At 74.7% G+C, this 24,175-nt stretch carries 19 protein-coding genes; 6 read left to right on the plus strand and 13 right to left on the minus strand.

Features of this window, described 5'->3' with window-relative positions; genetic code table 11:
• Positions 1 to 17: 17 nt before the first annotated feature.
• From ABD340_RS14355 to ABD340_RS14375, 5 genes are all read right to left on the minus strand, one after another.
• The gene (locus ABD340_RS14355) at positions 18 to 3,161 is read right to left on the minus strand and encodes a coiled-coil domain-containing protein (protein ID WP_344589423.1); all 3,144 of its coding nucleotides are present in this window, start codon (positions 3,159 to 3,161) and stop codon (positions 18 to 20) included.
• Positions 3,162 to 3,246: 85 nt separating this feature from the next.
• Complete coding sequence (locus ABD340_RS14360) at positions 3,247 to 3,906, minus strand: hypothetical protein (RefSeq protein WP_344589424.1); 660 nt, start codon at positions 3,904 to 3,906, stop codon at positions 3,247 to 3,249.
• Complete coding sequence (locus tag ABD340_RS14365; protein ID WP_344589425.1) at positions 3,903 to 4,451, minus strand: hypothetical protein; 549 nt, start codon at positions 4,449 to 4,451, stop codon at positions 3,903 to 3,905. Before ABD340_RS14365 ends, ABD340_RS14360 begins: the two co-directional genes overlap by 4 nt.
• Positions 4,448 to 5,674, minus strand: a complete 1,227-nt coding sequence (locus ABD340_RS14370; protein WP_344589426.1) for a hypothetical protein — start codon at positions 5,672 to 5,674, stop codon at positions 4,448 to 4,450. Before ABD340_RS14370 ends, ABD340_RS14365 begins: the two co-directional genes overlap by 4 nt.
• A 52-nt stretch (positions 5,675 to 5,726) precedes the next feature.
• On the minus strand, positions 5,727 to 7,166 hold the full coding sequence (locus tag ABD340_RS14375; RefSeq protein ID WP_344589427.1) for an aldehyde dehydrogenase: 1,440 nt from the start codon (positions 7,164 to 7,166) through the stop codon (positions 5,727 to 5,729).
• 141 nt (positions 7,167 to 7,307) lie between these two features.
• Here ABD340_RS14375 and ABD340_RS14380 point away from each other — a divergent pair, with 141 nt between their 5' ends.
• Positions 7,308 to 7,928, plus strand: coding sequence for a mycothiol-dependent nitroreductase Rv2466c family protein (locus ABD340_RS14380; protein WP_344589428.1), 621 nt, complete (start codon positions 7,308 to 7,310; stop codon positions 7,926 to 7,928).
• Here the strand turns inward: ABD340_RS14380 and ABD340_RS14385 are convergent.
• Both ABD340_RS14385 and ABD340_RS14390 read right to left on the minus strand, forming a co-directional pair.
• Positions 7,919 to 8,434 (minus strand): cytidine/deoxycytidylate deaminase family protein, encoded by a 516-nt coding sequence (locus tag ABD340_RS14385; RefSeq protein WP_344589429.1) that lies wholly within the window; start codon positions 8,432 to 8,434, stop codon positions 7,919 to 7,921. The genes ABD340_RS14380 and ABD340_RS14385 overlap by 10 nt on opposite strands.
• 81 nt (positions 8,435 to 8,515) lie before the next feature.
• Positions 8,516 to 9,205, minus strand: coding sequence for a RibD family protein (locus tag ABD340_RS14390; protein ID WP_344589430.1), 690 nt, complete (start codon positions 9,203 to 9,205; stop codon positions 8,516 to 8,518).
• A 107-nt stretch (positions 9,206 to 9,312) separates the two neighbouring features.
• Here ABD340_RS14390 and ABD340_RS14395 point away from each other — a divergent pair, with 107 nt between their 5' ends.
• Together ABD340_RS14395 and ABD340_RS14400 are read left to right on the plus strand one after the other, a co-directional pair.
• Positions 9,313 to 10,458 (plus strand): exonuclease SbcCD subunit D, encoded by a 1,146-nt coding sequence (locus ABD340_RS14395; RefSeq protein WP_344589431.1) that lies wholly within the window; start codon positions 9,313 to 9,315, stop codon positions 10,456 to 10,458.
• A 73-nt stretch (positions 10,459 to 10,531) separates the two neighbouring features.
• Positions 10,532 to 13,573, plus strand: coding sequence for an AAA family ATPase (locus ABD340_RS14400; protein ID WP_344589432.1), 3,042 nt, complete (start codon positions 10,532 to 10,534; stop codon positions 13,571 to 13,573).
• 1 nt (position 13,574) lies between these two features.
• Here the strand turns inward: ABD340_RS14400 and ABD340_RS14405 are convergent, their stop codons facing one another.
• The 6 genes from ABD340_RS14405 to ABD340_RS14430 form a co-directional block, all read right to left on the minus strand.
• On the minus strand, positions 13,575 to 14,360 hold the full coding sequence (locus ABD340_RS14405; protein WP_344589433.1) for an SAM-dependent methyltransferase: 786 nt from the start codon (positions 14,358 to 14,360) through the stop codon (positions 13,575 to 13,577).
• An 88-nt stretch (positions 14,361 to 14,448) separates the two neighbouring features.
• Positions 14,449 to 14,769, minus strand: coding sequence for a GroES family chaperonin (locus ABD340_RS14410; protein WP_344589434.1), 321 nt, complete (start codon positions 14,767 to 14,769; stop codon positions 14,449 to 14,451).
• A 9-nt stretch (positions 14,770 to 14,778) separates the two neighbouring features.
• On the minus strand, positions 14,779 to 15,705 hold the full coding sequence (locus ABD340_RS14415) for an NAD-dependent epimerase/dehydratase family protein (RefSeq protein ID WP_344589435.1): 927 nt from the start codon (positions 15,703 to 15,705) through the stop codon (positions 14,779 to 14,781).
• Positions 15,706 to 15,957: 252 nt separating this feature from the next.
• Complete coding sequence (locus ABD340_RS14420; protein ID WP_344589436.1) at positions 15,958 to 16,911, minus strand: DMT family transporter; 954 nt, start codon at positions 16,909 to 16,911, stop codon at positions 15,958 to 15,960.
• A 138-nt stretch (positions 16,912 to 17,049) separates the two neighbouring features.
• A complete protein-coding gene (locus ABD340_RS14425) occupies positions 17,050 to 17,829 on the minus strand; it encodes an SDR family NAD(P)-dependent oxidoreductase (protein ID WP_344589437.1) in 780 nt (259 codons plus the stop codon).
• Between the two features lie 215 nt (positions 17,830 to 18,044).
• Positions 18,045 to 19,505, minus strand: coding sequence for a flavin-containing monooxygenase (locus ABD340_RS14430; RefSeq protein WP_344589438.1), 1,461 nt, complete (start codon positions 19,503 to 19,505; stop codon positions 18,045 to 18,047).
• A gap of 130 nt (positions 19,506 to 19,635) precedes the next feature.
• Between ABD340_RS14430 and ABD340_RS14435 the strand changes: the two genes are divergently transcribed.
• Genes ABD340_RS14435 through ABD340_RS14445 form a run of 3 tightly spaced genes read left to right on the plus strand, consistent with a single transcriptional unit; the run spans position 19,636 to position 24,169 of the window.
• Positions 19,636 to 21,522, plus strand: coding sequence for a DUF4132 domain-containing protein (locus tag ABD340_RS14435; protein WP_344589439.1), 1,887 nt, complete (start codon positions 19,636 to 19,638; stop codon positions 21,520 to 21,522).
• Positions 21,519 to 23,780, plus strand: coding sequence for a DUF4132 domain-containing protein (locus ABD340_RS14440; protein WP_344589440.1), 2,262 nt, complete (start codon positions 21,519 to 21,521; stop codon positions 23,778 to 23,780). The genes ABD340_RS14435 and ABD340_RS14440 overlap by 4 nt, the downstream gene beginning before the upstream one ends.
• Positions 23,777 to 24,169, plus strand: coding sequence for a hypothetical protein (locus ABD340_RS14445; RefSeq protein WP_344589441.1), 393 nt, complete (start codon positions 23,777 to 23,779; stop codon positions 24,167 to 24,169). The genes ABD340_RS14440 and ABD340_RS14445 overlap by 4 nt, the downstream gene beginning before the upstream one ends.
• Positions 24,170 to 24,175 lie beyond the last annotated feature (6 nt).

Consider the following 24,175-nt stretch of genomic DNA (forward strand, 5'->3'; position numbering starts at 1 on the left):
TCCTGCCGGATCAGCCGTCAGGATTCATCTGAATTGTCCTCCGGCTCGGCGGCGGCGCGGGCGGCGGTGATCTGGGCGGCCAGCATCCGCACCCGCGCCTCGTGCTCGTCGTAACCGACCACGACCGGCGGCTCGTTGTAGGGCATCGTGTCCGACGACCGGCGCAGCTTCACGTACTGGCCGCAGGCGTCGATCGCGTACGGCTCCATGTCGTCCTGCAGCGCCCCGATCACCGTGATGCCGTGCGTCTCGCCGATCTTGCGGAACAGCGCGACGGCCTCCTTGCGGTGCTCCTTGCCCAGGTTGCGGCCCAGCTCGTCCAGGACCAGGCAGAGCCGGCCGCCGCCCGAGCTGGCCAGGGCCGCCGCGCACACCAGCTTGACCGCCTTCTCGTCCATCAGCGCGGTGTTGGCCCGCCGGTTGTACGGCACGTAGCGCTGCCCGTCCGAGCGGCGCCACTTCGGCGTGACCTTCCAGCGCCACTCCTGCTCGGGGTCGCCGGGCGGCTCGGGCGTCGGGAACTCCAGCGTCGCGCCGTACCCGCCGTAGGCAGTGTCCAGCTTCTCGAACTCCTCCGACACCCGCTGCAGCCGGGCCCGGATCGCGGCGGTCAGGGCGGCGCGGTGCGCCTCGGCCGCGCCCGCCGCGTCCACGGCGCCCTTCTGCGCCTTCTCCAGGTCGGTGCGGCGGCCCGAGAGCTGCACCTCGATCTGGCGCCGCTGGTGCCGCTCGTAGTCCTCCTGCTGCCGCAGGTAGCTCTCCAGGGCCTTCACCAGGCGCGGGAACGTGGACCGCTCGCGCTCGGTGCGGCGGCCCTCCCCGTCGGTCCGCTCGCGCAGCAGGAACCGGACCTCCTCCGGCATGTCCTCGTCGGACGGCCCGTCGGGGAACACGTGCCGCAGCGCCTCCGACAGCTGCTTCTCCGCGCTGTGCCACCACTCGTCCGGCGTCCAGGTGGCCTCGTCGGAGTCCAGCGCCGCCAGCCACTCGGCCGCGCCCTCCCGCGAGCCGCCCCAGTCCTTCTCCAGATCGGCCAGGCCGAGCGCGGCGCGCCGGTCGGCCAGCTCCGCGGACTTGGAGCGGACCAGGTCGCGTTCGCGCTCGTGCGCCTCCCGCCGCCCGCGCAGCCGGTCCACCTCCAGCGCACGGGTGTCGGCCTTGGCCTGCAACCTGCGCAGGGTCTGCTCGGCCGAGCCCAGGCGCGGGCCGAGCCGGGACTCGCTGCCCGCCAGCTCCTCCAGCCGCTCGCGCAGCTCCACCATCCGCTCCCGGACGGCCTCCAGCTCCGCCGCCGCGCGCGCCGCGGTCGACCGCCGGGCGGCCAGCGCCACGTCGGCCGCGGCGTCCTCGGCCCGCTGCCGGGCCTCACCGAGCGCCTCCCGCGCGGCCTCCAGCCCGGCACGGGCCGCCTGCACCCGCGCCACCCGCCCGGTGACCGGCTCGGCGAAACCGCCGACGATCACCACGCCGGTGCCGCCACCGTCGTCGCCGGCGAGCGCGGCGAAGAAACGGGTCAGCGGCAGGACGCACCGCACCCCCTCGGGGTGGCCGTCCACGGCCTCCGCCGCGCCGTCCGGCTCGGGGCCGAGCCCGGCGTCCGCCGGGACGATCATCGAGCCGGGCAGCCCGCCCAGCGCCCCGGCCGCCGCGTCCAGATCGCCGGCCCCGACCACCACCGCCTCCCGGTACGGCCACAGCGCCGCCTCCCAGCGGTCCCGCACCGTCCCGTCCAGCTCCACCGCGTCCAGCAGCCCGACCGCCGCGATCCCCGCCCCGGCGAGCGCGCGGATCTGCGCCGGGGCGCTGCTCTCGCCCGCCTCGGCCTCGGCCACCGCCCGCTCTGCCCGGGACACCGCGCCCTTGGCCATCCCGAACGCCTGCTGCGCCTCGTCGCGGCGCGCCTCCGCCTCGGCCAGCTCGCGGCCCGCCGCCTCCGCGTCCCGGCCGTCGGCCTCGCGCAGCCGCTCCTCCAGCGCCGACACCTGGCGGCGCAGCTCCTCCAGCCGGTTCCGGGCCACCGCCTTGTCCGCGCCGAGCGTGTCGGCCTGGCCCTTGAGGTCGGCCAGCGCCGCGCCCGCCTCGCCAAGCTGCTCCTCCAGCGCGCCGCCGGTGAGCTGCTCGATCTCCTTCTCGGCCGCCTTGACGGCCGCGACGATCTCCTCGTTCTCCTGCCGCAGCCGCTCCTGCCCGGCGGCGTGCCCGGCGTCGGCCGCCGCGGCGTCCACCAGCAGCCGGGCCTGCCGCGTCCGCCAGAACCGCAGCGCCGCCGCCACCGCCTCCCGCGCCCGGTCGCGCCGGTCGAACGTCTTCAGCAGCGCCGCCGCCTCGCGCTCCCACCCGGCCAGCCGCTCGGTCGCCTCCGCCGCCCGGGCCCGCTCCCGGTGCTCCTCCGCCCGGGACGTCCGCTCGGCCTCCAGCTCCCGGTCCAGCCCGGTCAGCGCCGCGATCGCGCTGAAGATCCGCTCCGGGGAGATCTCGTTCAGCGGCTGCGACAGCAGGTTGGTGGCCACCTTCGACCGCACCGACGTCGACAGGAACGACACGCACCGCACCTGCCCGCCGTACAGCACCCGGGTCAGGTCCTTGGCGACCAGGTCGCGGCGGCCCGCGCTGCGCGGCAGCCCCGCCCACAGCCGGTCGGCCAGCGCCACCCGCCCGGCCTCCGACGGCGCCGCGGCCAGATGGACGCCCTGCCGCCACCGGATCTCCAGGTGGGGCGCGTCCGCGTTCACCCGCAGCCACACCGTCAGCGGATCGCGCTCGCCGTCCCCGGGGTGGTCGGCGTGGTCGAACACGCCCACGATGTAGCCGTGCTCGGCGCTGGCCCACTTGCTGTCGCCCTGCGCCGCCAGCTCGGCGTTGAACAGCAGCTCCGCCACCGCCCGCGCGCCCGACGCGAACCGCCACTGCTCGTCGCCCAGCAGCGCCGTGATCGCGGCGATGAACGACGACTTGCCCGCCCCGTTCGAGTCCTTGGGCCCCTGGCCGGCGACGACGATGAGCGTGCCCGGCACGGTCGGCACCGGATGCGTCGACAGCCGGGAGATGTTCACCGCCTGCACCGCCACCAGCGTGCGGTCGCCGACGATGTCCTCCCCGCCGCCCGGCCGCGCGGGCGCGGGCCCGGTCAGCAGCGGCTCCGGCTCCAGAACGGCCGTCATGCAATGCCCCCTTCTTCCCTTCGCGGGGGACGACCCCCCGTACTCCCCCCGGCAAGAGCCGCGCTCATTCCCTCGCTCCGCTCGGTCATGACGCGCCCCGCCCGCGGCGGCGGGCGCGGATCGCCGCGGCCAGCGGCGAGCCCGGCCCGGCCGCCAGGATCAGCTCCTCCTGCAACCGGCGGCGCGCCGCGGGCGTGAGCCGGTGGAACTGCGCCCCCGGCACGAAACCGCCCGACTCCTCGCCGCCGCCCTTCACCTGCGCCACCAGCCCGGCCGTGCGCAGCCGCCGCAGCGACGCCTCCAGCTCACCGACCGGCAGCTGCGACCGCCGCCGCAGCTCCTCGACCGGGGCCGGGTACGGCGACGTCCAGGAGTCCTCCTCCAGCAGCCCCGCCGCGCGCGGGATCGCCACGCTGTGGATCAGCACCAGCACCAGCGCAGCCCGGTCCTCGACCGCCGGCGCGCAGTCCGGATCGGCGCCCAGCACGGCCGCGACGTCGTCGCGGTACCCGGAGATCCAGCGCGCCGCGCCGCCCGGACGCACCAGCGTCCGGCCGCTCAGCCGCAGCATCTCCTCCAACGTCCGGCGCAGCGCCGGCTCGCGCAGCGCCACGAACCGCACCTCGGGCACCGGCTCGGCCGCGTGCTCGACCGCCATGTAGGCCGCCACCAGCTCCGCCCGCCGCTTCTCGTCGTACGAGCGCAGCAGCGGCTCGAACATCCCGCCGCTCGTCCCGTCGCTCATCCGGCCCCCTCCGGTTCCTCGGCGGCGGGCGGCTGCGGGAGGCGGCGCAGCAGATCGCGGAGCGTGCCCAGCGTCTCCTCGCGCCACAGCGCCACCCGCGGGCCCGGACGCACCGTCCCCGCCTCCTCGTCCAGCAGCAGCCAGCCGGTGTCGGCCAGGCGGCGCAGCTCACCGGTCGCCCAGCGGCGCGCCAGCTCCGGATCGCCGCGCGACATCCCCGCGTACACCTCCAGCACCGCCGCGACCGCCGCCGTGCCGCCCGGCCACGGGGCGTCGTCCGGGCGCGTCCAGCAGCAGCGCAGTGCCGCCGCCAGCACCCGCCGCGCCTGCCCGGTACGGTCCAGCGGCACCGGCGCGACCTCGTACTCCTCCAGCACCGCCGGGGTCGCCCCATCGGGCCAGGACGGCAGCGGCCACGCGTGCTCCCCGTCCGACGCGGCCGGCATCCCGCCCGGCAGCGGTTCCGACACCGGGATCGGGACGAGCCCCACCACGCGCGCCCGCGCCCGCGCCAGCGCCTCCGGATCGATCCCGTCCTCGCTCACGGGGCCGTCCTCTCGAACACGCCCGGCGTGACCCACGTCGGGGCGCCGTCGGGACGGGCGTCCAGACCGTCCGACCACACCAGCCGGTACGGCAGCTCCGGGTGCAGGTGCACCGACGACAGGTCGGCCAGCAGCCGCCGCGCCGCCCCCCAGTCCTGCCCGAGGACGTCCTCGACGGCGACGCTGTCCCGGCCGCGCAGCACCTGCTCGGCCACCCCGCGCAGCCGCTCGACGGCGGTCGCGTCGCCGCCGGTGTCGTCCGACAGGCCCGGGTCCGGCAGGGAGGGACGCGGCGGCGCCGGGCGCGGCGGCGTGGTGCGCGGCCCGTCCTCGACCGCCGTGACCACGGCCGCCGGCTCATGCCACGGCGCGGCCGCGTCGAACACGAAACCGTCCAGGATCCCCGCCAGCTCCTCGCGGGACGCCGTCCGCGCGAACGTCCGCCACGTCTCCGGCGGCAGCAGCGTCAGGTTGCGCGTGGTGCCCGCCGATTCCGACAGCCGCGCCGCCGCCCGCCGCGATGCGTCGCCGTAGGCGTAGATGGCCGCGCGCAGATCGGTGCACGCCCGGTCCAGCTCCGGCCAGCGGCGCAGGATCGCCCCGTGCAGCCGCTCGGCCCGCTGCAGGATCTCCTCGGTGCCCCACAGCTTGGGCGCCTGCTCCCGCAGCTCCTCGATCGTCCCGTTGGTCAGAGTGAGCAGCTCCACGCTCCACAGCCGGAACGCGCGCGCCAGGCCCTCCGCCCCGGCCCGCGCCTGCCGAGCCGTCATCCGCGGGTCGGCCACGTTCAGCTGCTCCAGCGCCAGCAGCCGGTGCATCTCGCTCTGCCCGCCGTCCAGCATCATCCGCCGGACGAACATCAGCCCGACCACGCTGGTGAACGAGGCCCGGTAGCGCAGCTGGTTCGGCTTGGGGAACACCTCGCGGACCGCGCCCAGCCCCTTGAGGACGCGCAGCCGGTTCTCGAAGACCTCGGTCGGGTAGCGGCGGCACACGTACCGCATCTGCTCGCGGCTCAGCCCCTCCTCGCCCGCGTCGGCGAACGCCGCCAGCAGCGTCTCGGCGACGTCCACCAGCTCGGGATCGTCGACGACGGCGCCGCTGTCCCGGGCGAGTGCCGCGAACATCTGCCGGTAGACCCCGAGCACGGCCTCGCCCACCAGCACGTCGTCGAGGCTGGGGGCGCCGGCTCCGCTGCCCGCGTTCTCTGAGGTGGTCGACACGGCGCACTACGGTACGGCCACCCGCGCCCCAAGGTGGAATCGGCTTGCCGGGCTACCCCTGCGCGGGGCGGGGGATGGTTTTGTGCTCCAGGTAGGGGGACAGGCCCTCGGGGCCGAGTTCGCGTCCCAGCCCGCTGTCCTTGTAGCCGCCGAACGGCGTGTTGGGGTCGAGGACGTAGAGGTTGACGCCGCAGCTTCCGGTGCGGATCCGGCGGGCGACGTCGACGCCGTGGTCGGTGTCGGCGGTCCAGACCGAGCCGCCCAGGCCGTAGTCGCTGTCGTTGGCGATGCGGACGGCGTCGTCCTCGTCGTCGTAGGGGATCAGCGCCAGGACGGGACCGAAGATCTCCTCGCGGGCGATCCGCATGTCGTTGGACACGTCGCCGAAGACGGTGGGGGCGACGTACCAGCCGCGGTCGAGCGGACGGGACAGGCCGCCGGTGATGATCTTGGCGCCCTCGTCCTGGCCGATGCGGATGTAGCCCTCGACGCGGTCCTGCTGCCGGCGGGCGGCCATCGGGCCGATCTCGGTGCCGTAGTCGGCGGGGTCGCCGACGTTGAGGGCGGAGACCATGCCGGCCAGGGCGTCGGCGACCTCGTCGTAGCGGGAGCGCGGCGCCAGGATGCGGGTCTGGGCGGCGCACGCCTCGCCGTTGTTCATCAGCGAGGCCATCTTCAGGCCCTCGACGGTGGCGGCCAGGTCGGCGTCCTCCAGGATGACCGCGGCGGACTTGCCGCCCAGTTCCAGGGTGACCGGGCGCAGCCGCTGCCCGCAGGCGGCGCCGATCTGCCGGCCGGCCGTCGTCGACCCGGTGAAGGCGACCTTGTCGACGCCGGGGTGCTCGACCAGGTAGGCGCCGGTCTCGCGGCCCGCGGGGACGAAGTTGACCACCCCGTCGGGCAGCCCGGCCTCCTGGATCCACTCGGCCAGCAGGTAGGCGTCCAGCGGCGCCTCGGGGGAGGGCTTGGCGACCACCGTGCACCCCGCGATCAGCGCGGGGGCCAGCTTCATCATCAGCGTGAACTGGGGGACGTTCCAGGGGTAGATGGCGGCGACGACGCCGACCGGTTCGCGGGTGACGGTGACCGGGCCGAGCATGCCGGCGCGTTCCTCGTCCCAGGTGAAGGTGGCGGCCAGGTCGACGTAGTACTGCAGCACCATCTGGGGCAGGGCGGCCTGGCCGAAGATGGAGAACAGGATGGGCGAGCCCATCTCCTCGGTGACCAGGTCGGCCATGCCCTGCTGGCGTTCGGCGTAGATGGCCGACAGCCGGCCGAGGATCTCGGCGCGCTCGGCCGGGGCCATGCGGGGCCAGGGACCGTGGTCGAAGGCCCGCCGGGCGGCGGCGACGGCCGCGTCGATGTCGGCGGGGAGGCCGTCCGGGACGGTGCCGACGATCTCCTCGGTGTGCGGCGAGAGGACGTTGATCGTGCCGGTCCCGGCCGGGGCGGTCCACTGGCCGCCGATGAACAGCCGATCGTGCTCGCGCATGCTGCCGTACCTCCGCGCGGAATGGGAGAGATTGACCGAATGCTTGCTTGGTGTGCCGGGGTCCAGCATCGCATGCCGCCCCCGGGGATTGGCAAGAGCGGGCGAGACTCCCGTCTCATCCGGGAATGCGACCATGGGCCGATGCGACGAGCCCTCCACGCCGACATCTGGTTCGATCCCTCCTGCCCGTACACCTGGATCACCTCGCGTTGGCTTCTGGAGGCCGCGCGGGTGCGCGGGTTCGAGGTCCGCTGGCACGTGCTGAGCCTGTCGGTGCTGAACGAGCACCGCGACGACGACCCGGAAGGCGATCCCGAGGGCTACCTGTGGCTGCCCGTGCGGATCTGCGCGGCCATCGCCGAACAGCACGGCCAGGAGGCCCTCGGCCGCTTCTACACCGCGTTCGGCGGCCGCGTCCACGAGGGCGGCGGCGACTGGGACCCGCGGACCGTCCCGGACGCCCTCGGCGAGGCGGGCCTGCCCGACGACCTGGCGGAGGCCGCCGAGACGGCGGACTGGGACGGCGCCGTGCGCGCCTCGCACGCCGCGGGCATCGCCAAGGTCGGCGAGCACGTCGGCACCCCGATCATCGAGGCGACCGGGCAGGACGGGGCGCGGACGGCCTTCTTCGGCCCGATCGTCTCCCGCGTCCCGCGCGGCGAGGAGGCCGGGCTGCTCTGGGACGGCACGCTGCTGGTCTCCGCCGTCCAGGGCTTCCACGAGCTGAAGGGCCCGCCCCACGCCGAGCCCGACTACGGCTGACCGAGCAGGTGCGCGTTCGGGGCGCGGGCACGGTCGGCGAGTTCGGGCAGCTCCACGACCTCGACGCCGTGCGCCCGCAGCCGGTCCGTCCCGCCGCCCGGGTCGCGGACGAACAGCGGCGGCTCCCGCCAGGCGAACACCACCCGGCCGACCCCCGCCGCGGCGATCAGGTCGCCGCACGGCAGCGGGCGCGAGGAGCGCTCGCCGCACGGCTCCAGCGAGGTGTAGATCGTCGCGCCGGCCAGGCCGGTGCCCGGCAGCGCCGGAAGGTCCGCCGCGGCGGCCCCGCCGTGCCGCCGGGCGAGCGCCGCCAGCGCGGCCTCCTCCGCGTGGTCGTGCGGGTCGTCCGCGCGGGAGAACCCGCGGGCGATCTCCGCGCCGCGGGCGTCGACGACGACCGCGCCCACCGAGAACGCGGTCCGGGACGGCGGGCAGCGGCGCGCCAAATCGCACGCCAGCCGCAGCCACCGCAGGTCATCCACCGCCCGCACCGCCGGGAAGGTCATCCACGGTTCGCACCGCCGAGTAGGTGGCACGGCCGCGGTGGCACCAGGTCGCCGGTCTGGGTGGCCGGCAGCATGCGGAGGTCATCCACGGTTCGCACCGCCGAGCAGGTAGCGCAGTAGCACCAGGTCGCCGATGCGGGTCGCCTCGGCCAGCCGCATCGGGCGCTCCGGCGACTGCGGGAACACCCCGGGCCCGGCGAAACGCGGCGCCGACGGGTCGCCGATGAGGAACGGCGCGACCACCAGCTGCAGCTCGTCGGCCAGGCCCGCGGTGAGGAAGCGGGTGTGGATCTCGCCGCCGCCCTCCACCATCAGCCGCCGCACGCCGCGGGCCGCCAGGTCGGCCAGCAGCGCCGCGAAGTCCACCGGGTCGCCCGCGCCGATCACCTCGGCGCGGTCGCCGAGCCTTTCGGCCAGTGCGGGGACGGCGGCGGGCGGGGCGTACACGACCTTGGGCGACTCGCCGGTGGTGAAGAACCGCGCGTCGGGGTCCAGGTCGCCGCCCGCGGTCACCGTCACCTTGGTCAGGTCCGGGGGCAGGCCGCGCTCCACCCGGCGCTCCCGCCGGACGGGGGAGCGGATCAGCAGCTTGGGGTCGTCGTTGCGGATCGTGCCGGCGCCGACCAGGATGGCGTCGCAGGCCGCGCGGACCCCGTCGACCCGGTCGAAGTCGGCCGGGCTGGACAGCCGCAACCGGTCGGGACTCGCGTCGTCGATGTATCCGTCGACCGACATCGCGCAGCTCAACAGCACATGGGGGCGCTCGCTCACATCCGCCACCCTATGCGCGCGGCCGGTGGACGGGTTCGGCCAGGTTCGGGGAAGCACGGCGTTTCTGCGCCGGATGTGTCGGAGGTGATGCCTATGGTGTCTGCGACATGCGACTCCTCCATACCTCCGACTGGCATTTCGGCAGATCGTTTCACCGCGAGGGCCTCCTCGGCGCACAGGCCGACTTCGTCGACCACCTGGTCGAGACCGTACGAGCGGAGCGGGTCGACTGCGTGCTGATCTCCGGCGACGTCTACGACCGCGCGCTGCCCGCGGTGGACGCCGTCCGGCTGTGCGACGAGACGCTGGTCCGGTTGAAGGAGCTGACCCGCGTCGTGCTGATCGCGGGCAACCACGACTCCGTCCAGCGGCTCGGCTTCGGCTCCGCGCTGATGGACGGCTCCGGCGTGCACATCCGCACGGACCCGGCGCGCGTGGGCGAGCCGGTGGTCGTCGGCGACGCCGCCGTGTACGGCATCCCCTACCTGGAGCCCGAGCTCGTCCGCACCGACTGGGCCCTGAAGGAGCGCAGCCACGCCGCCGCGATGACCGAGGCGATGCGCCGCGTCCGGGCGGGGATCGAGGAGCGGCCCGGCCTGCACTCGGTGGTGATGGCGCACGCGTTCGTCACCGGGGGCGAAGCGAGCGACAGCGAGCGCGACATCTCGGTCGGCGGCGCCGCGCACGTCCCCGCGGGCGTGTTCGACGGCGTCGACTACGTGGCCCTCGGCCACCTGCACGGCCGGCAGCGGATGACCGACCGGGTGCGTTACTCCGGGTCCCCGCTGGCCTACTCGTTCTCCGAGGAACGGCACGTCAAGGGCTCGTGGCTGATCGAGCTGGAGCGGGGCGGCGCGGACGGCGCGGCGGTGCGGTCGCGGTTCGTGGAGGCGCCGGTGCCGCGCCGGGTGGCCCGCGTCCGCGGCAGGATCGAAGACCTGCTGTCCGATCCGCGGTACGAGGCCTACGAGGACCGCTGGCTGCAGATCACGCTCACCGACCCGCGCCGCCCGTCGTCGGCGATGGAGCGCCTGCGCCGCCGCTTCCCGCACGCCCTGGTGCTCGGCTTCGAGCCCGAGGGCGGCGCCGAGGAGGCCGCGCGAACCTGGTCGGAACGGGTCAAGGAGCGCTCCGAGCTCGACATCGCGGGCGACTTCGTGGCCGAGATGGGCGAGGAGGCGCCCAGCGGGGCCGAGCGCGAGCTGCTGCACGAGGCATTCGAAAGCTGCAGACGGAAGGATGCGCGAGCATGACTGAGCGAAGCGAAGGAATGCTCGCCGGTTCTTGCCGGGGGGTGTGGGGGGTCGCCCCCCACGAGGAGGACGCTTGAGGTTGCACCGGCTGGAGGTCACCGCGTTCGGGCCCTTCGCGGGAACCGAGGAGATCGACTTCGACGCGCTGTCGGACGCCGGCCTGTTCCTCATCCAGGGGCAGACGGGGGCGGGCAAGACCAGCGTGCTCGACGCTGTCTGCTTCGCGCTGTACGGCCAGGTCCCCGGGGCGCGGAACGCGGCCAAGGGGCTGCGCAGCGACCACGCGGCGGCCGGGTCGGCGCCGCGGGTGGTGCTGGAGGTCACGATCCGGGGGCGCCGGCTGCGGGTGTCCCGCTCGCCCGCGTGGGACCGTCCCAAGCTGCGCGGTTCCGGCACCACGCAGGAGAAGGCGAAGGTCCTCCTGGAGGAGTTCGAGCACGGCGGGTGGGCGGGCCTGTCGACGCGGCTGGACGAGGCCGGCGACCAGATCGGGCAGTTGCTCGGCATGACGGCCGCGCAGTTCTGCCAGGTGGCGATGCTGCCGCAGGGCGAGTTCGCGAGCTTTCTGCGCGCGGGCGCGGAGGAGCGCCGCAAGGTGCTGGAGCGGCTGTTCGCCGCCGAGGTCTACACCCAGGTCGAGAAGTGGCTGGCCGACCGCCGCGCCGCCACCGGCCGCGACGCCGCGGCGTTGCGCGCCGCGGCGGAGTCGATCGCGGACCGGGTCGCGGAGACGACCGGCGCCCCGCCGCCGCGCACGGCCGTGTCGGTGCCGGGCCCGGTGCCGCGGCCGCGCCGGGGCGAGCCCGTGGAACCGGACCCCGAGCCGTTCGACGACGTCGAGGCGCTTCCCGCGTGGGCGGCGGAGCTGGCGGGCCAGCATCAGGCCGTGCGCGACTCGGCCGAGGAACTGCTGGGCCGGGTCGCCGGCGAGGTGGACGCGGCCCGCGCCGCCTACGACGAGGGCCGCGCGCTCGCCGAGGCCAATCGCCGCCACGCCGACGCGCTGCGCCGCCGCGAGATCCTCCAGGAGAGCGCCGCCGAACGCTCCCGGCTCACCGCGCGGCTCGACGCCGCCGCGCGGGCCGACCGGGTGCTGCCGGTGATCCGCAACCTCACCGACCGGACGCACCACGCCAAGAGCGCCCACGACCGCGCCGGCGTGGCCCGGTCCCGGGTGGGCGCGCTGGTCGGGCCGAGCGCCGCCGAGGACGTCCTGGCCAAGGCCGAGCGGGCGCGCCGCGACGACATCGCCGCGCTCGACGGCAAGCGCGCCGCCGCCGCACGGCTCACCGAGGTCACCGCCGAGCACCACCGCCTGGCCGAAGAGCTCGAGCGCCTGGAGCCGGAGGAGGCGCGCGCCGCCGCCGCTGTCGACGAGCTTCCGGCGATGGTCGAGGAGCAGCGGTCCGCCTACGAGGCCGCACGGCTCGCCGCCGCGGCGCGTCCCGGAGCCAAGGCCGCCGTCGACGACGCCCGCCGCCGGTTCGGCCTCGCCCAGCGGCGCGACCAGGTCCTCGCCAAACTCGGCCGGGCCGAGGACGAGCAGCGCGCGGCCGTCGACGCGGCCCAAGCGGCCCGCGACCGGTTCCAGGGGCTGCGGCAGGCGCGGCTGGACGGCATGGCCGCGACACTGGCCGACGACCTGCGCCCCGGCGAGCCCTGCGCGGTCTGCGGCTCGACCGAGCATCCCCGTCCCGCCGCCGCGCCCGGCGGCGAGATCGGCGAGGAGGACGAGGCGGCCGCCGAGAAGGACTACGAGCAGGCGCAGGCGCGCCGCGAGGACGCGTCCGCGGCGGTCGAGTCGCTGCGCGCCGAACGCGACGCGACGCTGGAGGACGTCGGGGAGACGGGCGCCGGCGAGCTCGCCGCCGAGCTGGCGGACGCCGAGCGCGCCCTGGCGGCCGCCGGAGCCGCAGCGGCGGAGGCCGAACGGCTGGAGGCCGCGCTGCACCGCGCCGAGCGGGAGCTGGAGCAGGCCCGCGAGCGGCGCGGCGAGCTCGTCCAGGCGCTCACCGCCAACCGCGTCCGCGCCGGTGAGCTGGCCGACGAGCAGGATCGGCTGCGCGCCGAGCTGGCCGCGGCGCGCGGCGACGACCCGTCCCTGGAGGCCCGCATGCGGCGGCTGCGCGGCGAGGCCGACGCGCTCGCCGAGGCGGTGCGGGCGCTGCAGGACGCCGACCGCGCGGCCGGGGAGCTGTCCGCGGCCCGCGCCGAGGCCAGGGCCGCGTCCGCCAACGAGGGTTTCCGCGATCCCGACGACGCCGCGGCCGCCGCGCTGGACGACGAGGACCAGGCCGTCCTGCGCGACCAGGTCCGCCGCTTCGACGACGAGGAGGCCGCGATCCGCTCGGCCCTCGACGACCCGGCGGTCAAGGCCGCGGCGGGCGCGCCCGCGCCCGGCCTGCCCGGCCTGGAGGCGGCGGTGGAGCTGGCCGAGTCCGCGCGGGAGGCGGTCGGCACCGCCGCCGCGCAGGCCCGCCGCCGCTGCGACCGCCTCGCCGAGCTGCGCGCCGAGCTGGCCGCCGCCGTGCGGGCGTGGCGTCCCGCGGCCGAACGGCACCGGGTCGCCGAACGGCTCGCCGGGCTCGCGTCCGGGAAGTCGGCCGCCAACCGGCTCGGCATGTCGCTGTCGGCGTACGTGCTGGCCGCCCGGCTGGAGCAGGTCGTCGCGGCCGCCAACGAGCGCCTCGACCGGATGTCCGCGGGCCGGTACGCGCTCAAGCACACCACCGACAAGTCCGCCGGCGACCGCACCAGGGGAGCGGGCGGCCTCGGCCTGCTGGTCATCGACGGCTGGACGGGCCGCCACCGCGATCCGGTCACCCTGTCCGGCGGCGAGTCGTTCATCACCTCGCTGGCGCTGGCGCTCGGCCTGGCCGACGTGGTCACCGCCGAGGCCGGCGGCACCGAGATCAACACGCTGTTCGTGGACGAGGGCTTCGGCACGCTCGACGAGGAGACCCTCGACGAGGTGATGGACGTCCTGGACGGCCTGCGCGACGGCGGCCGCGCGGTCGGCGTGGTCAGCCATGTCGCCGAGCTGCGCACCCGCATCCCAGCGCAACTGCGCGTCACCAAGGCCAGGGCGGGGTCGACGGCCGCGGTCGTCGTCTGAGCTAGGGCTTGCGGGCGACGGCGGCCAGCAGCCAGCCGGTCGGCTCGTCGTACGGGCGGTCCGGCCGCCACTCGGGCGCGTACACCAGGCCGGGCTCGGCCGGTTCGAACCCGTCGAGGAAACCGGCGATGCGGTCCCGGCAGCGGAATTCGAGGGCGAACCCGACCCGCCGGATCAGGTCGGCGCTCGTGGTGCGTTCCGCCGCGGTGAGGTTCTCGTCGGTGAGGGTGCTCAGCGCCAGGTGGCTGCCCGGTGCCATGGCCTCGCGGAAGGAGCGGACGGTGGCCTCGGGGTCGTCCTCGTCGCGCAGATGGCAGAGCAGGCTGATCATCAGCACCCCGACCGGACGGTCGAAGTCGATCAGCGCGGTGACCTCGGGATGCTTGAGGATGCCGTCCGGGTCGCGGGCGTCGGCGCGCACCGCGGCGGCGTTGGACAGCGTGTGCAGCTGCGCCTGGTAGTGCACCACGGCGACGGGGTCGTAGTCGACGTAGACGACGGTGGCGGCGGGATCGGTCCCGTGGACGACCTCGTGCACGTTGCCCTTGCCCGGCAGGCCGCAGCCGACGTCGATGAACTGGCGGATGCCCGCATCCAGGAGGTACCGCACCGCGCGCCGCATGAACTTGCGGTTCTCACGGGGCAGCAGCCGGGCCGCGGGGAAGGTCTCGAAGGCCTCCAGCGCGGCCTCGCGATCGGGGGTGTAGTTGTCCTTGCCGCCGATCGAGAAGTCGTAGATGCGGGAGCTGGCAGGGCCGTTGAGGCCGTGGGGGTCGCGCGCTGTCATGATCCTTACCTGGTCCACCGGCCACGGGATCATCACATCTTGGCATCGGAGCGCGACTTTTTCAGTACGCGCCGCACATGAATTTTGTTCAGAGGTATAGGCCGGTGCCGTGCTCGGGTCGCTCGTTGGCGATGGCGTGCAGGTCGCGCTCGCGCATGACCAGGTAGTTCTCGCCCTGGATCTCCACCTCGAACCGGTCCTCGGGGTGGAACAGCACGCGGTCGCCGACCTTGACGGTCCGCGCGTGCGTGCCGACTCCGCACACCTCGCCCCAGACCAGGCGGTTGGACTGCTCCACCGTGGCGGGGATGACGATGCCGCCGGTGCTGCGGCGCTCGCCGGCCTCCTTCTCGACCTTGATCATGACGCGGTCGTGGAGCATCTGGACTTCGAACTTGGGCTCGGGCACGCTGGGATTTTATCCGCCTCCGGAGGGTAGGGCGGCCCACGCGTCCGCGATGATCTGCTTCAGCGCGGACCGCTCCGGCCGCCAGCCCAGATCGCGGCGCACCGCGCGGGCGTCGCAGACCAGCAGCGGCGGCTCCGGCTGCGGCGGCCGCTCCACGGTCGGCACGGCCCGCCCGGTGACCTCCTCCACCGCCGTGATCACCTCCAGCACGGAGGCGCCCGCGCCGCTGCCGACGTTGTAGACCCGGTCGTCGCCGGGCCGCACGCCCTCCAGCGCCCGGACGTGCGCGGCGGCGAGATCGTCCACGTGCAGGTACTCGCGGACCGCCGCGCCGGAGCCGTTGATCTCCAGGCGCGGGGCCGTCCCGGCGGCCACCGCCAGCGCGTTGGGGATCAGCCGGGTCCGGTCGGGGTCGGGCCGGCCGTCCACCGAGCCCGCCACGTTGAAGGTGCGCAGCACCACGGCGCCGTGCCCGGTGGCGCGGGCATGGAAGCGGACCACCTGCTCGGCGGCCAGCTTGGACGCGCCGTACGGGCTGGTCGGGGCGGGCGCCTGCGCCTCGGGGATCGGCTGCCGGTCCGGGGCGCCGTACACGGCGGCGGTGGACCCGTACACGACGCGGGTGGTCGTCGCGGGCAGCGCCGCCAGGAGGTTGACGGTGCCCTGCACGTTGGCGGCGAAGAAGCGCAGCGGCTCGGCGAACGACTCGCGCACCCGGGTCAGCGCGGCCAGGTGGCAGACGGCGTCGTACGGCTCGTCCAGGACCGCGTCGAGCCCGATCGGGTCGAGCAGATCCCCGATGATCGGCCGCACGCCCGGCGGCAGCGCCCGGTCGGCGCCCCGGACCAGGCCGGTGACCTCGTGCCCCGCCGCGAGGAGGCGCCGCCCCACCGCGTACCCGACATAGCCCGCCGCGCCCGTCAGCAGCACCCGCATGCGTCCGCTCCCTGTGTTTATTTCAGTCCCGGCCCAGGGCACTCGCCTAGAGGCTCGCACCCTGACCGAGCCTGGGGCGAGCGCGACATCGCTTCGCGATCTGGCCGGCGAGGCTTGCCTTCGGCTTTGCCCCACCGGCCAGGTAGCGCTCTCGCGCGGCACCTGAGGCCACCTTGAGACAGTCTCAGATGTCCTGACAGGATGCCCTCCAGGCGTGAAAATCAGGCCCTACGGCCCAGAGGGCGGGCCGGGTCACTGGACGGGGGCGGTGGCGCTCCGCACGTCGGCGGCCTTCTCGGCATTCTCGGTGCCGCGCTGCTCGTACCGCGGGAAGCTCGCCAGCGCGACCAGCGTCAGCGTCAGCCCCCCGGCCCGCAGCACGAACGGGCCGGTGTCCCGCGGCCAGTCCTCGCCGAACAGCACGATGCTGCTCAGCACCAGGTAGGCCCGGCCGATCACGGTCAGCACCGTCGCCACGATCGCGATCCGGCAGCGCTGCAGCGCCACCTGGAGCTGGATCAGCGCGATCGCGGCCATGACCAGCGTCAGGTACGGGTGGGGCGAGCCCAGCACGCGCAGGACGTCGCCGGTGTCCTCGTACACCAGCGCGATGCCGCGGATGCCCGCCTCGGCCAGCCCGGCGCACGCGCCGGCGCCGATGCCGTAGGCGACGCCGGCCAGCTTGCGGGCGTGCCGGCCGCCCGCCCGCCGGTCCCCGACCAGCCACACCAGCGCGGCGACGAGCAGCGCGGGCGCCATCACGGCGAGCATCGGCCACGGCGACCGGAGCGTTCCCAGCAGGCTGTTGTCGGCCCGCAGCGGCCCCTCCGAGCCGGCCGACAGCCCGATCAGGATGGTCGCGACGAGGAACAGCGCCACGCTGAACCACTCCCGGCCGTTGAGCCGCTCGCCCAGGATCCAGACGGAGTACGCCACCAGGAACACCAGGCTGATCGCGAAGATCGGCTGCGCCACCGCGAGCGGCATTGCGTTGAACGCCACCACCTGGTAGGCCAGCCCCAGGAAGAGGATCAGCCCGCCGGCGAACCACACCGGATCCTTCAGCATGTGCCAGGCGGCGTGGAACGGGCGGCTGCCGCGCAGCGGCGGCATTCGCCCCGCCGCGATCCGGAACACCAGGAAGGCCATGTAGTAGGCGCTGGTGGAAAGCAGGGCAAGGGCGGCGTTGCCCAGGTCATGACCCATTGGGAGCCTTTCAGCGGGACGGCACGGGTCTTGTTTGCCATGCCGGCGCGCCCCCACACCGACGCCCAGACACCATGCCCTGTTCTCACGCCGTGTGACAAGGGCGCATCACTGTGCTCCGGGATTCCCGCCGAAGGGTCAGTCGGAGGGGCCGTAGCGGCGGCGGGCATTGGACGCCATGCGTCCCACCCAGTCCCGGGGCACGACGCGGGCGAGGCCCGCGATCGCCTTGTACAGCGCGCCCGGCACACTGACCTGGACGCCGCGGCGCAGGTCGCGCAGAGCGGCGTCGACGACCTCGCCCCGGTCTAGCCACATGAAGCCGGGGACCTCCGAGACGTCCAGCCCGGCCCGCTCGTGGAACTCGGTACGGACCAGGCCCGGGCACAGCGCCATCACCCGCACCCGGTCGCCGCCCGGCCGTCCGGCGATGTCCCGCGCCACGCCCTGGCTGAACGACACCACCCACGCCTTGGACGCGCCATAGGTACCGGGTGTAGCGAACGCCGCCACCGAAGAGACGTTGACGACCGCGCCCCGGCGGCGCTCCAGCATCCCGGGCAGTGCGGCGTGGGTGAGGCGCAGCACGGCCTCGCAGTGCACCTTCAGCCTGGCGGCCTCGTCGGTGACGGGGACGTCCAGGAAGGTCCCCTTTCTGCCGAACCCGGCGTTGTTCACCAGCAGGTCGACCCCCGCGCGGCAGCGTTCCTCGGCGGCGCCGATGCCCTCCTCGGTGGCCAGGTCCGCGACGAGGGTCTCGGTGCGGACGGCGTAGGCGTCGCGCAACTCGCCCGCGGTGCCGTCCAGGCGATCGGCGTCGCGGGCGAGCAGCACCAGGTCGAATCCGTCGGAGGCCAGGCGGTGGGCGAAGGCGGCGCCGATGCCCGCGGTGGCCCCGGTGATGAGAGCGGTCGGCATACCTCGAATCCTAGGACCGGCCTCGACGTGGCCTCAGGTGCCGCGCGAGTGCGCTACCTGGCCGGTGAGGCGATGCCGGAGGCGAGCCTCACCGCCCAGATCGCGAAGCGATGTCGCGCTCGCCCAAGCACGGTCAGGGGGCGAGCCGCCAGGCGAGCATCCTGAGCCGGGATTGCAAAAAACACAGCCCGCTAGGCGAGCGCCGTGGGCCGGGACTAGGAAATACGGGCTTGGAAGTGGCGCGGGTCGGGGCGGCGGGTGGCGCGGCGGTAGGCGAAGGTGAATCCCGGCCAGTTGTTGACGATCTCGCCGTCGGCGGTCATGTACCAGCTCTCGCAGCCCGCGGCCCACACCGTGGAGCGCAGCCGCTCGCGCATCTCGCGGCCGAACGCGTCCTGCGCGTCGGGGCGCACGTCGATCCAGGCCAGCCCGGCGTCGCGCATCGCCCGCAGGCAGCCGGTGACGTACCGGAACTGCGACTCCAGCATGTAGATGATCGAGTTGTGGCCGAGGTTGGTGTACGGCCCGTACAGCAGGAACAGGTTGGGAAAGCCGCTGACGGTGATGCCCAGATGGGCGACGGCGCCGTCCCGCCACTCCTCGTTCAGCTCCCGCCCGTCCCGTCCCGTGATCTTCATCGGGGCGAGGAAGTCGGTGGCCGCGAAGCCGGTCGCGTAGACGAGCACGTCGGCCTGGTGCTCGCGGCCCCCGGCGGTGCGGACGCCGCCCGGGGTGATCCGGTCGATCGGGTCGGTGACCAGGTCGACATGCGGCTCGGTGAGCGCCGGGTAGTAGTCGCCGGAGAGGAGGATGCGCTTGCAGCCCATCGGGTAGCCGGGGGTCAGCCGCTCGCGCAGCGCGGGGTCGTCGATGTGCCCGCGCAGGTTGGCGCGGAAGCGGCGCGCCACCAGGTCCATCAGCCTGGGGTACTTGATGAAGCCGAGGGCGCGCGCCTCGAACTGCGCGTAGAGCCGGGCGCGGCTCAGCCCGTGCAGGCCGGGGACCGTTCTCAGCAGGGCCTTCTCCCAGCCGCGGTACGGCCGGTCGGGCTTGTCGATGACGTACGGCGCGGACCGCTGGAACACCGTGAGCCGCGCGGCCCGCCCGGCGAGCTCCGGCACGATCTGGATCGCGCTGGCACCGGTGCCGATCACGGCGATCCGCTTGCCGTCCAGGTCGGTGCCGTGGTCCCAGCGGGCGGAGTGGAAGGAGGCGCCCGCGAAGCTCTCCCGGCCCGGGACGGGCGGCAGCACGGGACGGTTGAGCTGGCCGCACGCCGAGACGAGGATCCGCGCCGAGAGCGTGTCGCCGCGGCCGGTGGCGATCCGCCAGCGGCCCTCGTCCTCGTCGAAGCGCGCCTCGGTGACCTCGGTGCCGAACCGGATGCGCGGCAGCACGCCGTACTTGCGGGCGCAGTGCCGCAGGTAGTCGAGGATCTCGTGCTGGGGCGGGAAGCGCCGGCTCCAGTCGGTCTTGCGCTCGAACGAGAAGGAGTACAGGTGGGAGGGAATGTCGCAGGCCGCGCCGGGGTAGGTGTTGTCGCGCCAGGTGCCGCCCAGGTCGCCGGCCCGCTCCAGCAGGACCACGTCCTCGAAGCCCGCCTGGATCAGCCGGATCGCCATCCCGATGCCGCCGAACCCGGCGCCGATGATCACAACGTCGTGCGGAGCGCTCATCCCGTCCGTCCCGGACCTCGTTCTGTTGTGACCCCCGAGGGTAGGTGCCGACCGATCGGTTGGCCAGTGCGGTTCATCCGGATGGCGAAGAGCACCGGTTATGTCGCTGGCACATGTCAAGATCTTCCGCATGCCGAACGACACGCACGCCCCCGACGAGCGAGACGAGCACGTCCTGGACGAGCACGCCCTTGACACGCATCTGGTCAAGTTGCAGGGTCCGCGTCCGGGCAGCCGGTGGCGCGAGCGCACCCGCGAGCTGGTGCTCGACCCGGCGGTCCGCGCGCACGTGCTGGCCACCGTCCGCGGGTACGCCCGCACCGACCTGTCCGCGCCGCGCTCCGATCGTCCGAGCCGGGGCACCGCGTCCGTGCTGGTCGGCGACGTGACCGCGCGCGGCTACGTGTGGGCGGCGGCGCTGACCGGCGCCGCGGCGGCGCTCGGGGAGCTGGTCACGATCGTGCGGCGCGCGGGCTGCGTCACCCAGGAGCCGGTCTGGGACGCCGCGCTCGCCAACGCGGCGATCAACGCGCTGGGCGCGTTCGGCGACCCGGCCGCCCTCGACGCGCTGCGCACCCTGGAGAAGGAGCTGCACTACCCGGGCGCGCGCAAGCAGGTGCAGGCCGCGATCCAGGCCGCCGCCGCGCTGCAGGGGATCACGCCCGCCCAGCTCCTGGAACGCGGCGTCCCCGGGCACGGCCTCGGCCGCGACGGCTCGGTCATGCGGGAGGTCGGCGGCTTCCAGGCGGTGCTGGCCGTCGAAGACCCGCGCACCGTGCGGACCTCCTTCACCGGCTCCGAGGGCCGGCCGCTGCGGACCGTCCCGGCCGCGCTCAAGGACGACGCCGCGGTCAAGGAGATCAAGACGCTGGCCAAGGAGGTGCGGCGCACGCTCGCCAACGAGCGCGCCCGCGTCGAAGGGCTGCTGTCGGGGGGCCGCGGCTGGGCCTACGGCGAATGGTGCCGCCACTACCGCGACCACCCGATCACCGGCGTCGTCACCCGCGGGCTCATCTGGGAGTTCGAGGGCCGCGACGGGGTGTGGCGCGCGGCGACACCGGCCGACGACGTCCTGGTGACCGTCGACGGCAACGCGCTGACCCGGCCGGAACCGGGCGCGCGGGTGCGCCTGTGGCACCCGATCCGCGCGACGGCGCCGCAGGTGCGGGCCTGGCGGACGTTCGTCGACGAGAACGAGATGGTGCAGCCGTTCAAGCAGGCGTTCCGGGAGATCTACCTGCTCACCCCGGCCGAGGAGGAGACCGGCGGCTACTCCGACCGCTTCGCCGCCCACATCGTCCGGTACGGGCAGATGTTCGCGTTGTTCAAGGAGCGCGGCTGGCAGTCCAACTACCTCGGGCGCCACACCGGCGGCGACAGCGGGCACGCCGAGGGGCTGTTCGCGGAGGGGGAGTGGCGGGCCTCCTTCTACCACGAGCCCGCCGAGGAGGACTTCGACGGCGCCCCCGCGTACGCCGCGACCGACCAGGTGCGGTTCGAGCGCAGGAACGGCGGCCGCTGGGACGAGGCCGCGCTCTCCGACGTGCCCGCCGCCGTGTTCAGCGAGGCGATGCGCGACATCGACCTGTTCGTCGGGGTCACCTCGATCGCCGCCGATCCGGAGTGGGCCGACCGCGGCGAGGACCCGCACCTGGCGTACTGGCGGCGGACGGCGTTCGGCGACCTGACCGCGAGCGCGGAGGTGCGCCGGGACGCGCTGGCGCGGATCGTCCCCCGGACCCGGATCGCCGACCGCTGCTCTGTGCGCGGCCGCCACCTGGAGGTGCGCGGCGACCTGCGCACCTACAAGATCCACCTGGGCAGCGGCAACGTCCAGATGGAGCCGGACGACTCCTACCTGTGCATCGTCGCGGCGCGGCGCGCGGCGCCGGGCAAGGTGTTCCTGCCGTTCGAGGACGAGCGGCTGGCGCTGATCCTGAGCAAGGCGTTCCTGCTGGCCGCCGACGGATCGATCACCGACGAGGGCATCCTGCGGCAGATCAAGGGGAACCGGTGACCGCCCTGCCCGCCGGGGACCTCGGCGACGACTTCTCGCCCCAGTCCCTGCTCCACGGCATGACCAGGGAACGTCAGGTGAGGTTCAGTCCGGAGGCGTGCGAGCGGTTCTTCTCGCACCTGGCCGCGACCCCGGGCGCGTGGCACGCGCGCGATCTGGGCGCGGCGCTGGGGGTCCTGCTGCGCTGCACCGGCCCGTGGCCCGCGAAGGCCTCCGGGGCGGCCCGCGGTCTCGTCCGTGAGGCGCTGAAGGGGGAGGGGCGCGGCCCGTCGTTCCCGGTGCTCGGCCTTGCCGCGCTGGCCGGCCCCGACCTGCACGCCGAGGCCATGGCCGCGATGGCGGGCCGGTGCGGCCCGATCGCGCGGGAGGAGCTGCGGCTGGTGGCGGGGTGGGACGTCACCGGATACGCCCTCCTCACCGAGGCCGGCCGCGATCGCGAATGGGACCCGCTCGCGCCGCTCCCGGACGCTTGGGAGCGGTGCGCCGACCAGGGCTACGCCGGGTTCGCGCGGCTCCTGCTGGAGCGGGCCGGGGAGCGGGTCGACGCCGTCCAGACGGGCAAGATCCCCTACGCGGCCGACAAGGCGTTCGACGCCACCGAGGCCGGGACGCTCGGCCGCGCCGCCCGGGTCGCCCTCGCACGCGACGAGCCCTGGCTGCCCGACCTGCTCGACCGGATCCTGCGCGGAGTCGCGGTCGCGCCGACCGCCGCCAAGACGCTCCCCTCGCAGGCGCTGCTGTACGAACTGGCCCGCGCCGCCCAGGACCTTCCCACTCCCGAGCTGGCCGCCTCGCTGCGCACCGTCCGCGCGATCACGCGGCACGGCGGCGTCCCCAAGCAGCTCGACAAGATGCTGAAGAGGATCGACGCGGCGCTCGCCGAACGCACCGAGGTGGCGCTGCGGCTGCCGGACCTCGGCTTCGCCGCCGACGGCACGCTCCGCACCCCGCTCGGCGAGCACGAGGCCGTGATCACCGTCGCCGAGGACGCCGAGCTGAGCTGGCGCGGCCCGGGCGGCAAGCCGCTGAAGTCGGTGCCCGCGGCCGTGCGCCGCGACCACGCCGCCGCCGTCAAAGACCAGCGCGACCTGGTGAAACGGGTCCGCGCGCACCTCACCACGCTGGCCCGCGCACTGGAGGGCGGCTTCGCGGGCGAAAGCGCGATGCCGTACGGCCAGTGGCGCGACGGCCTCGCCGCCCACCCGGTGGCCGCGACGGCGATCGGCCGCCTGATCTGGGAGGTCGAGACGGCGCCGGGCGAGTGGCGGCCCGCCCTTCCCGACGGCTCCGTGCCGGGCGCGCTGGTCGACGCGGCGGGCAGCCCGGTACCGGTGCCCGGCGACGACGCTCCCGTCCGGCTCTGGCACCCCATCCGGTCCACGCCCGAGGAGGTGCGGGCCTGGCGCGACCTGGTGACCGAGCGGCGGATCAGGCAGCCGTTCAAGCAGGCGTTCCGGGAGATCTACCTGCTCACCCCGGCCGAGGAGGAGACCGGCGTCTACTCCAACCGCTTCGCCGCCCACATCGTCCACTACCGGCGGCTGTTCGCGCTGTTCAGGGCGCGCGGCTGGAAGAGCCGGCTGCTGGGGCCCTGGGACGGCGGCGACGACGACGGCGCGTACCGGACGTTGGCGTCGGGGGAGTGGCAGGCGACCTTCTTCCACTCGTACCTGCACGGCGACGCGGTCGACGACCGCGAGCTGGCCTCCACCGACCAGGTGCGGCTGGCGCGACGGGACGACGCCGGCCGGCGCACGGTGCCGCTGGCCGAGGTGCCCGCCGTGGTGTTCAGCGAGGCCATGCGCGACGTGGACCTCTTCATCGGCGTCACTTCGATCGCCGCCGATCCCGATTGGGCCGACGGCGGCGAGGACCGCCATCTGGCGTACTGGCGGGCGGCCGGCTTCGGCGCTCTGACGGCGAGCGCGGAGGTGCGCCGGGACGCGCTGGCCCGGATCCTGCCCCGCACCAAGATCGCCGACCGGTGCGACCTGGACGGCCGCTTCCTGCGGGTGCGCGGCGACCTGCGCACGTACAAGATCCACCTGGGCAGCGGCAACATCCTCATGGAGCCCGACGACTCCTACCTGTGCGTCGTCCCCGCGCGCGGCAAGGACGCGGGCGGCACGGGCAAGGTGTTCCTGCCGTTCGAGGACGAGCGGCTCGCGCTGATCCTCAGCAAGGCGTTCCTGCTCGCCGCCGACACCGCCATCACCGACCAGAGCATCCTGGCCCAGCTTCGACGAGGAGTCCCATGACCGCCGTGACCTTCCGGGACGAGACCGCGACCGGGAAGGCGCTGGCCTCCTTCCAGGTCGGTGACCTGCCCGCCGCCCTGACCGTGCGCGAGCTGATCCGGCTGCGCGTCCGGGAGGAGGTCGCCCGGCACAACGCGCGGCCCGTCTCCCGCTTCCACGGACTGGTCCAGCCCGAGGACGCCGAGGCCGACCTGAACGGCTACCGGCTGCGCGAGCCGCGCCGGCTCGACTGGGAGCGGCAGGCCGGCATCGCCGAACGGGCGTTCCTGTCCAACGGCTTCTTCATGCTGGTCGGCGACCGCCAGGTGGAGGACCTCGACGAGGTCGTCGACCTTGCCGGCGACCCCGACCTGGTCTTCATCAGGCTCGTCCCGCTCGTCGGCGGCTGAGCCGGC

Origin of the sequence: Actinomadura vinacea, from assembly GCF_039532545.1 — a bacterium.
Classification (GTDB): domain Bacteria; phylum Actinomycetota; class Actinomycetes; order Streptosporangiales; family Streptosporangiaceae; genus Spirillospora; species Spirillospora vinacea.

What these genes read in the sequence shown, in the direction of transcription:
- ABD340_RS14430 (WP_344589438.1), bottom strand. Translation starts at nt 19,505, where the DNA reads ATGAGCGCTCCGCACGACGTTGTGATCATCGGCGCCGGGTTCGGCGGC.
- ABD340_RS14375 (WP_344589427.1), bottom strand. Translation starts at nt 7,166, where the DNA reads ATGCGCGAGCACGATCGGCTGTTCATCGGCGGCCAGTGGACCGCCCCG.
- ABD340_RS14380 (WP_344589428.1), top strand. Translation starts at nt 7,308, where the DNA reads ATGCGACGAGCCCTCCACGCCGACATCTGGTTCGATCCCTCCTGCCCG.
- ABD340_RS14385 (WP_344589429.1), bottom strand. Translation starts at nt 8,434, where the DNA reads ATGACCTTCCCGGCGGTGCGGGCGGTGGATGACCTGCGGTGGCTGCGG.
- ABD340_RS14415 (WP_344589435.1), bottom strand. Translation starts at nt 15,705, where the DNA reads ATGCGGGTGCTGCTGACGGGCGCGGCGGGCTATGTCGGGTACGCGGTG.
- ABD340_RS14445 (WP_344589441.1), top strand. Translation starts at nt 23,777, where the DNA reads ATGACCGCCGTGACCTTCCGGGACGAGACCGCGACCGGGAAGGCGCTG.
- ABD340_RS14435 (WP_344589439.1), top strand. Translation starts at nt 19,636, where the DNA reads ATGCCGAACGACACGCACGCCCCCGACGAGCGAGACGAGCACGTCCTG.
- ABD340_RS14425 (WP_344589437.1), bottom strand. Translation starts at nt 17,829, where the DNA reads ATGCCGACCGCTCTCATCACCGGGGCCACCGCGGGCATCGGCGCCGCC.
- ABD340_RS14360 (WP_344589424.1), bottom strand. Translation starts at nt 3,906, where the DNA reads ATGAGCGACGGGACGAGCGGCGGGATGTTCGAGCCGCTGCTGCGCTCG.
- ABD340_RS14420 (WP_344589436.1), bottom strand. Translation starts at nt 16,911, where the DNA reads ATGGGTCATGACCTGGGCAACGCCGCCCTTGCCCTGCTTTCCACCAGC.
- ABD340_RS14405 (WP_344589433.1), bottom strand. Translation starts at nt 14,360, where the DNA reads ATGACAGCGCGCGACCCCCACGGCCTCAACGGCCCTGCCAGCTCCCGC.
- ABD340_RS14355 (WP_344589423.1), bottom strand. Translation starts at nt 3,161, where the DNA reads ATGACGGCCGTTCTGGAGCCGGAGCCGCTGCTGACCGGGCCCGCGCCC.
- ABD340_RS14395 (WP_344589431.1), top strand. Translation starts at nt 9,313, where the DNA reads ATGCGACTCCTCCATACCTCCGACTGGCATTTCGGCAGATCGTTTCAC.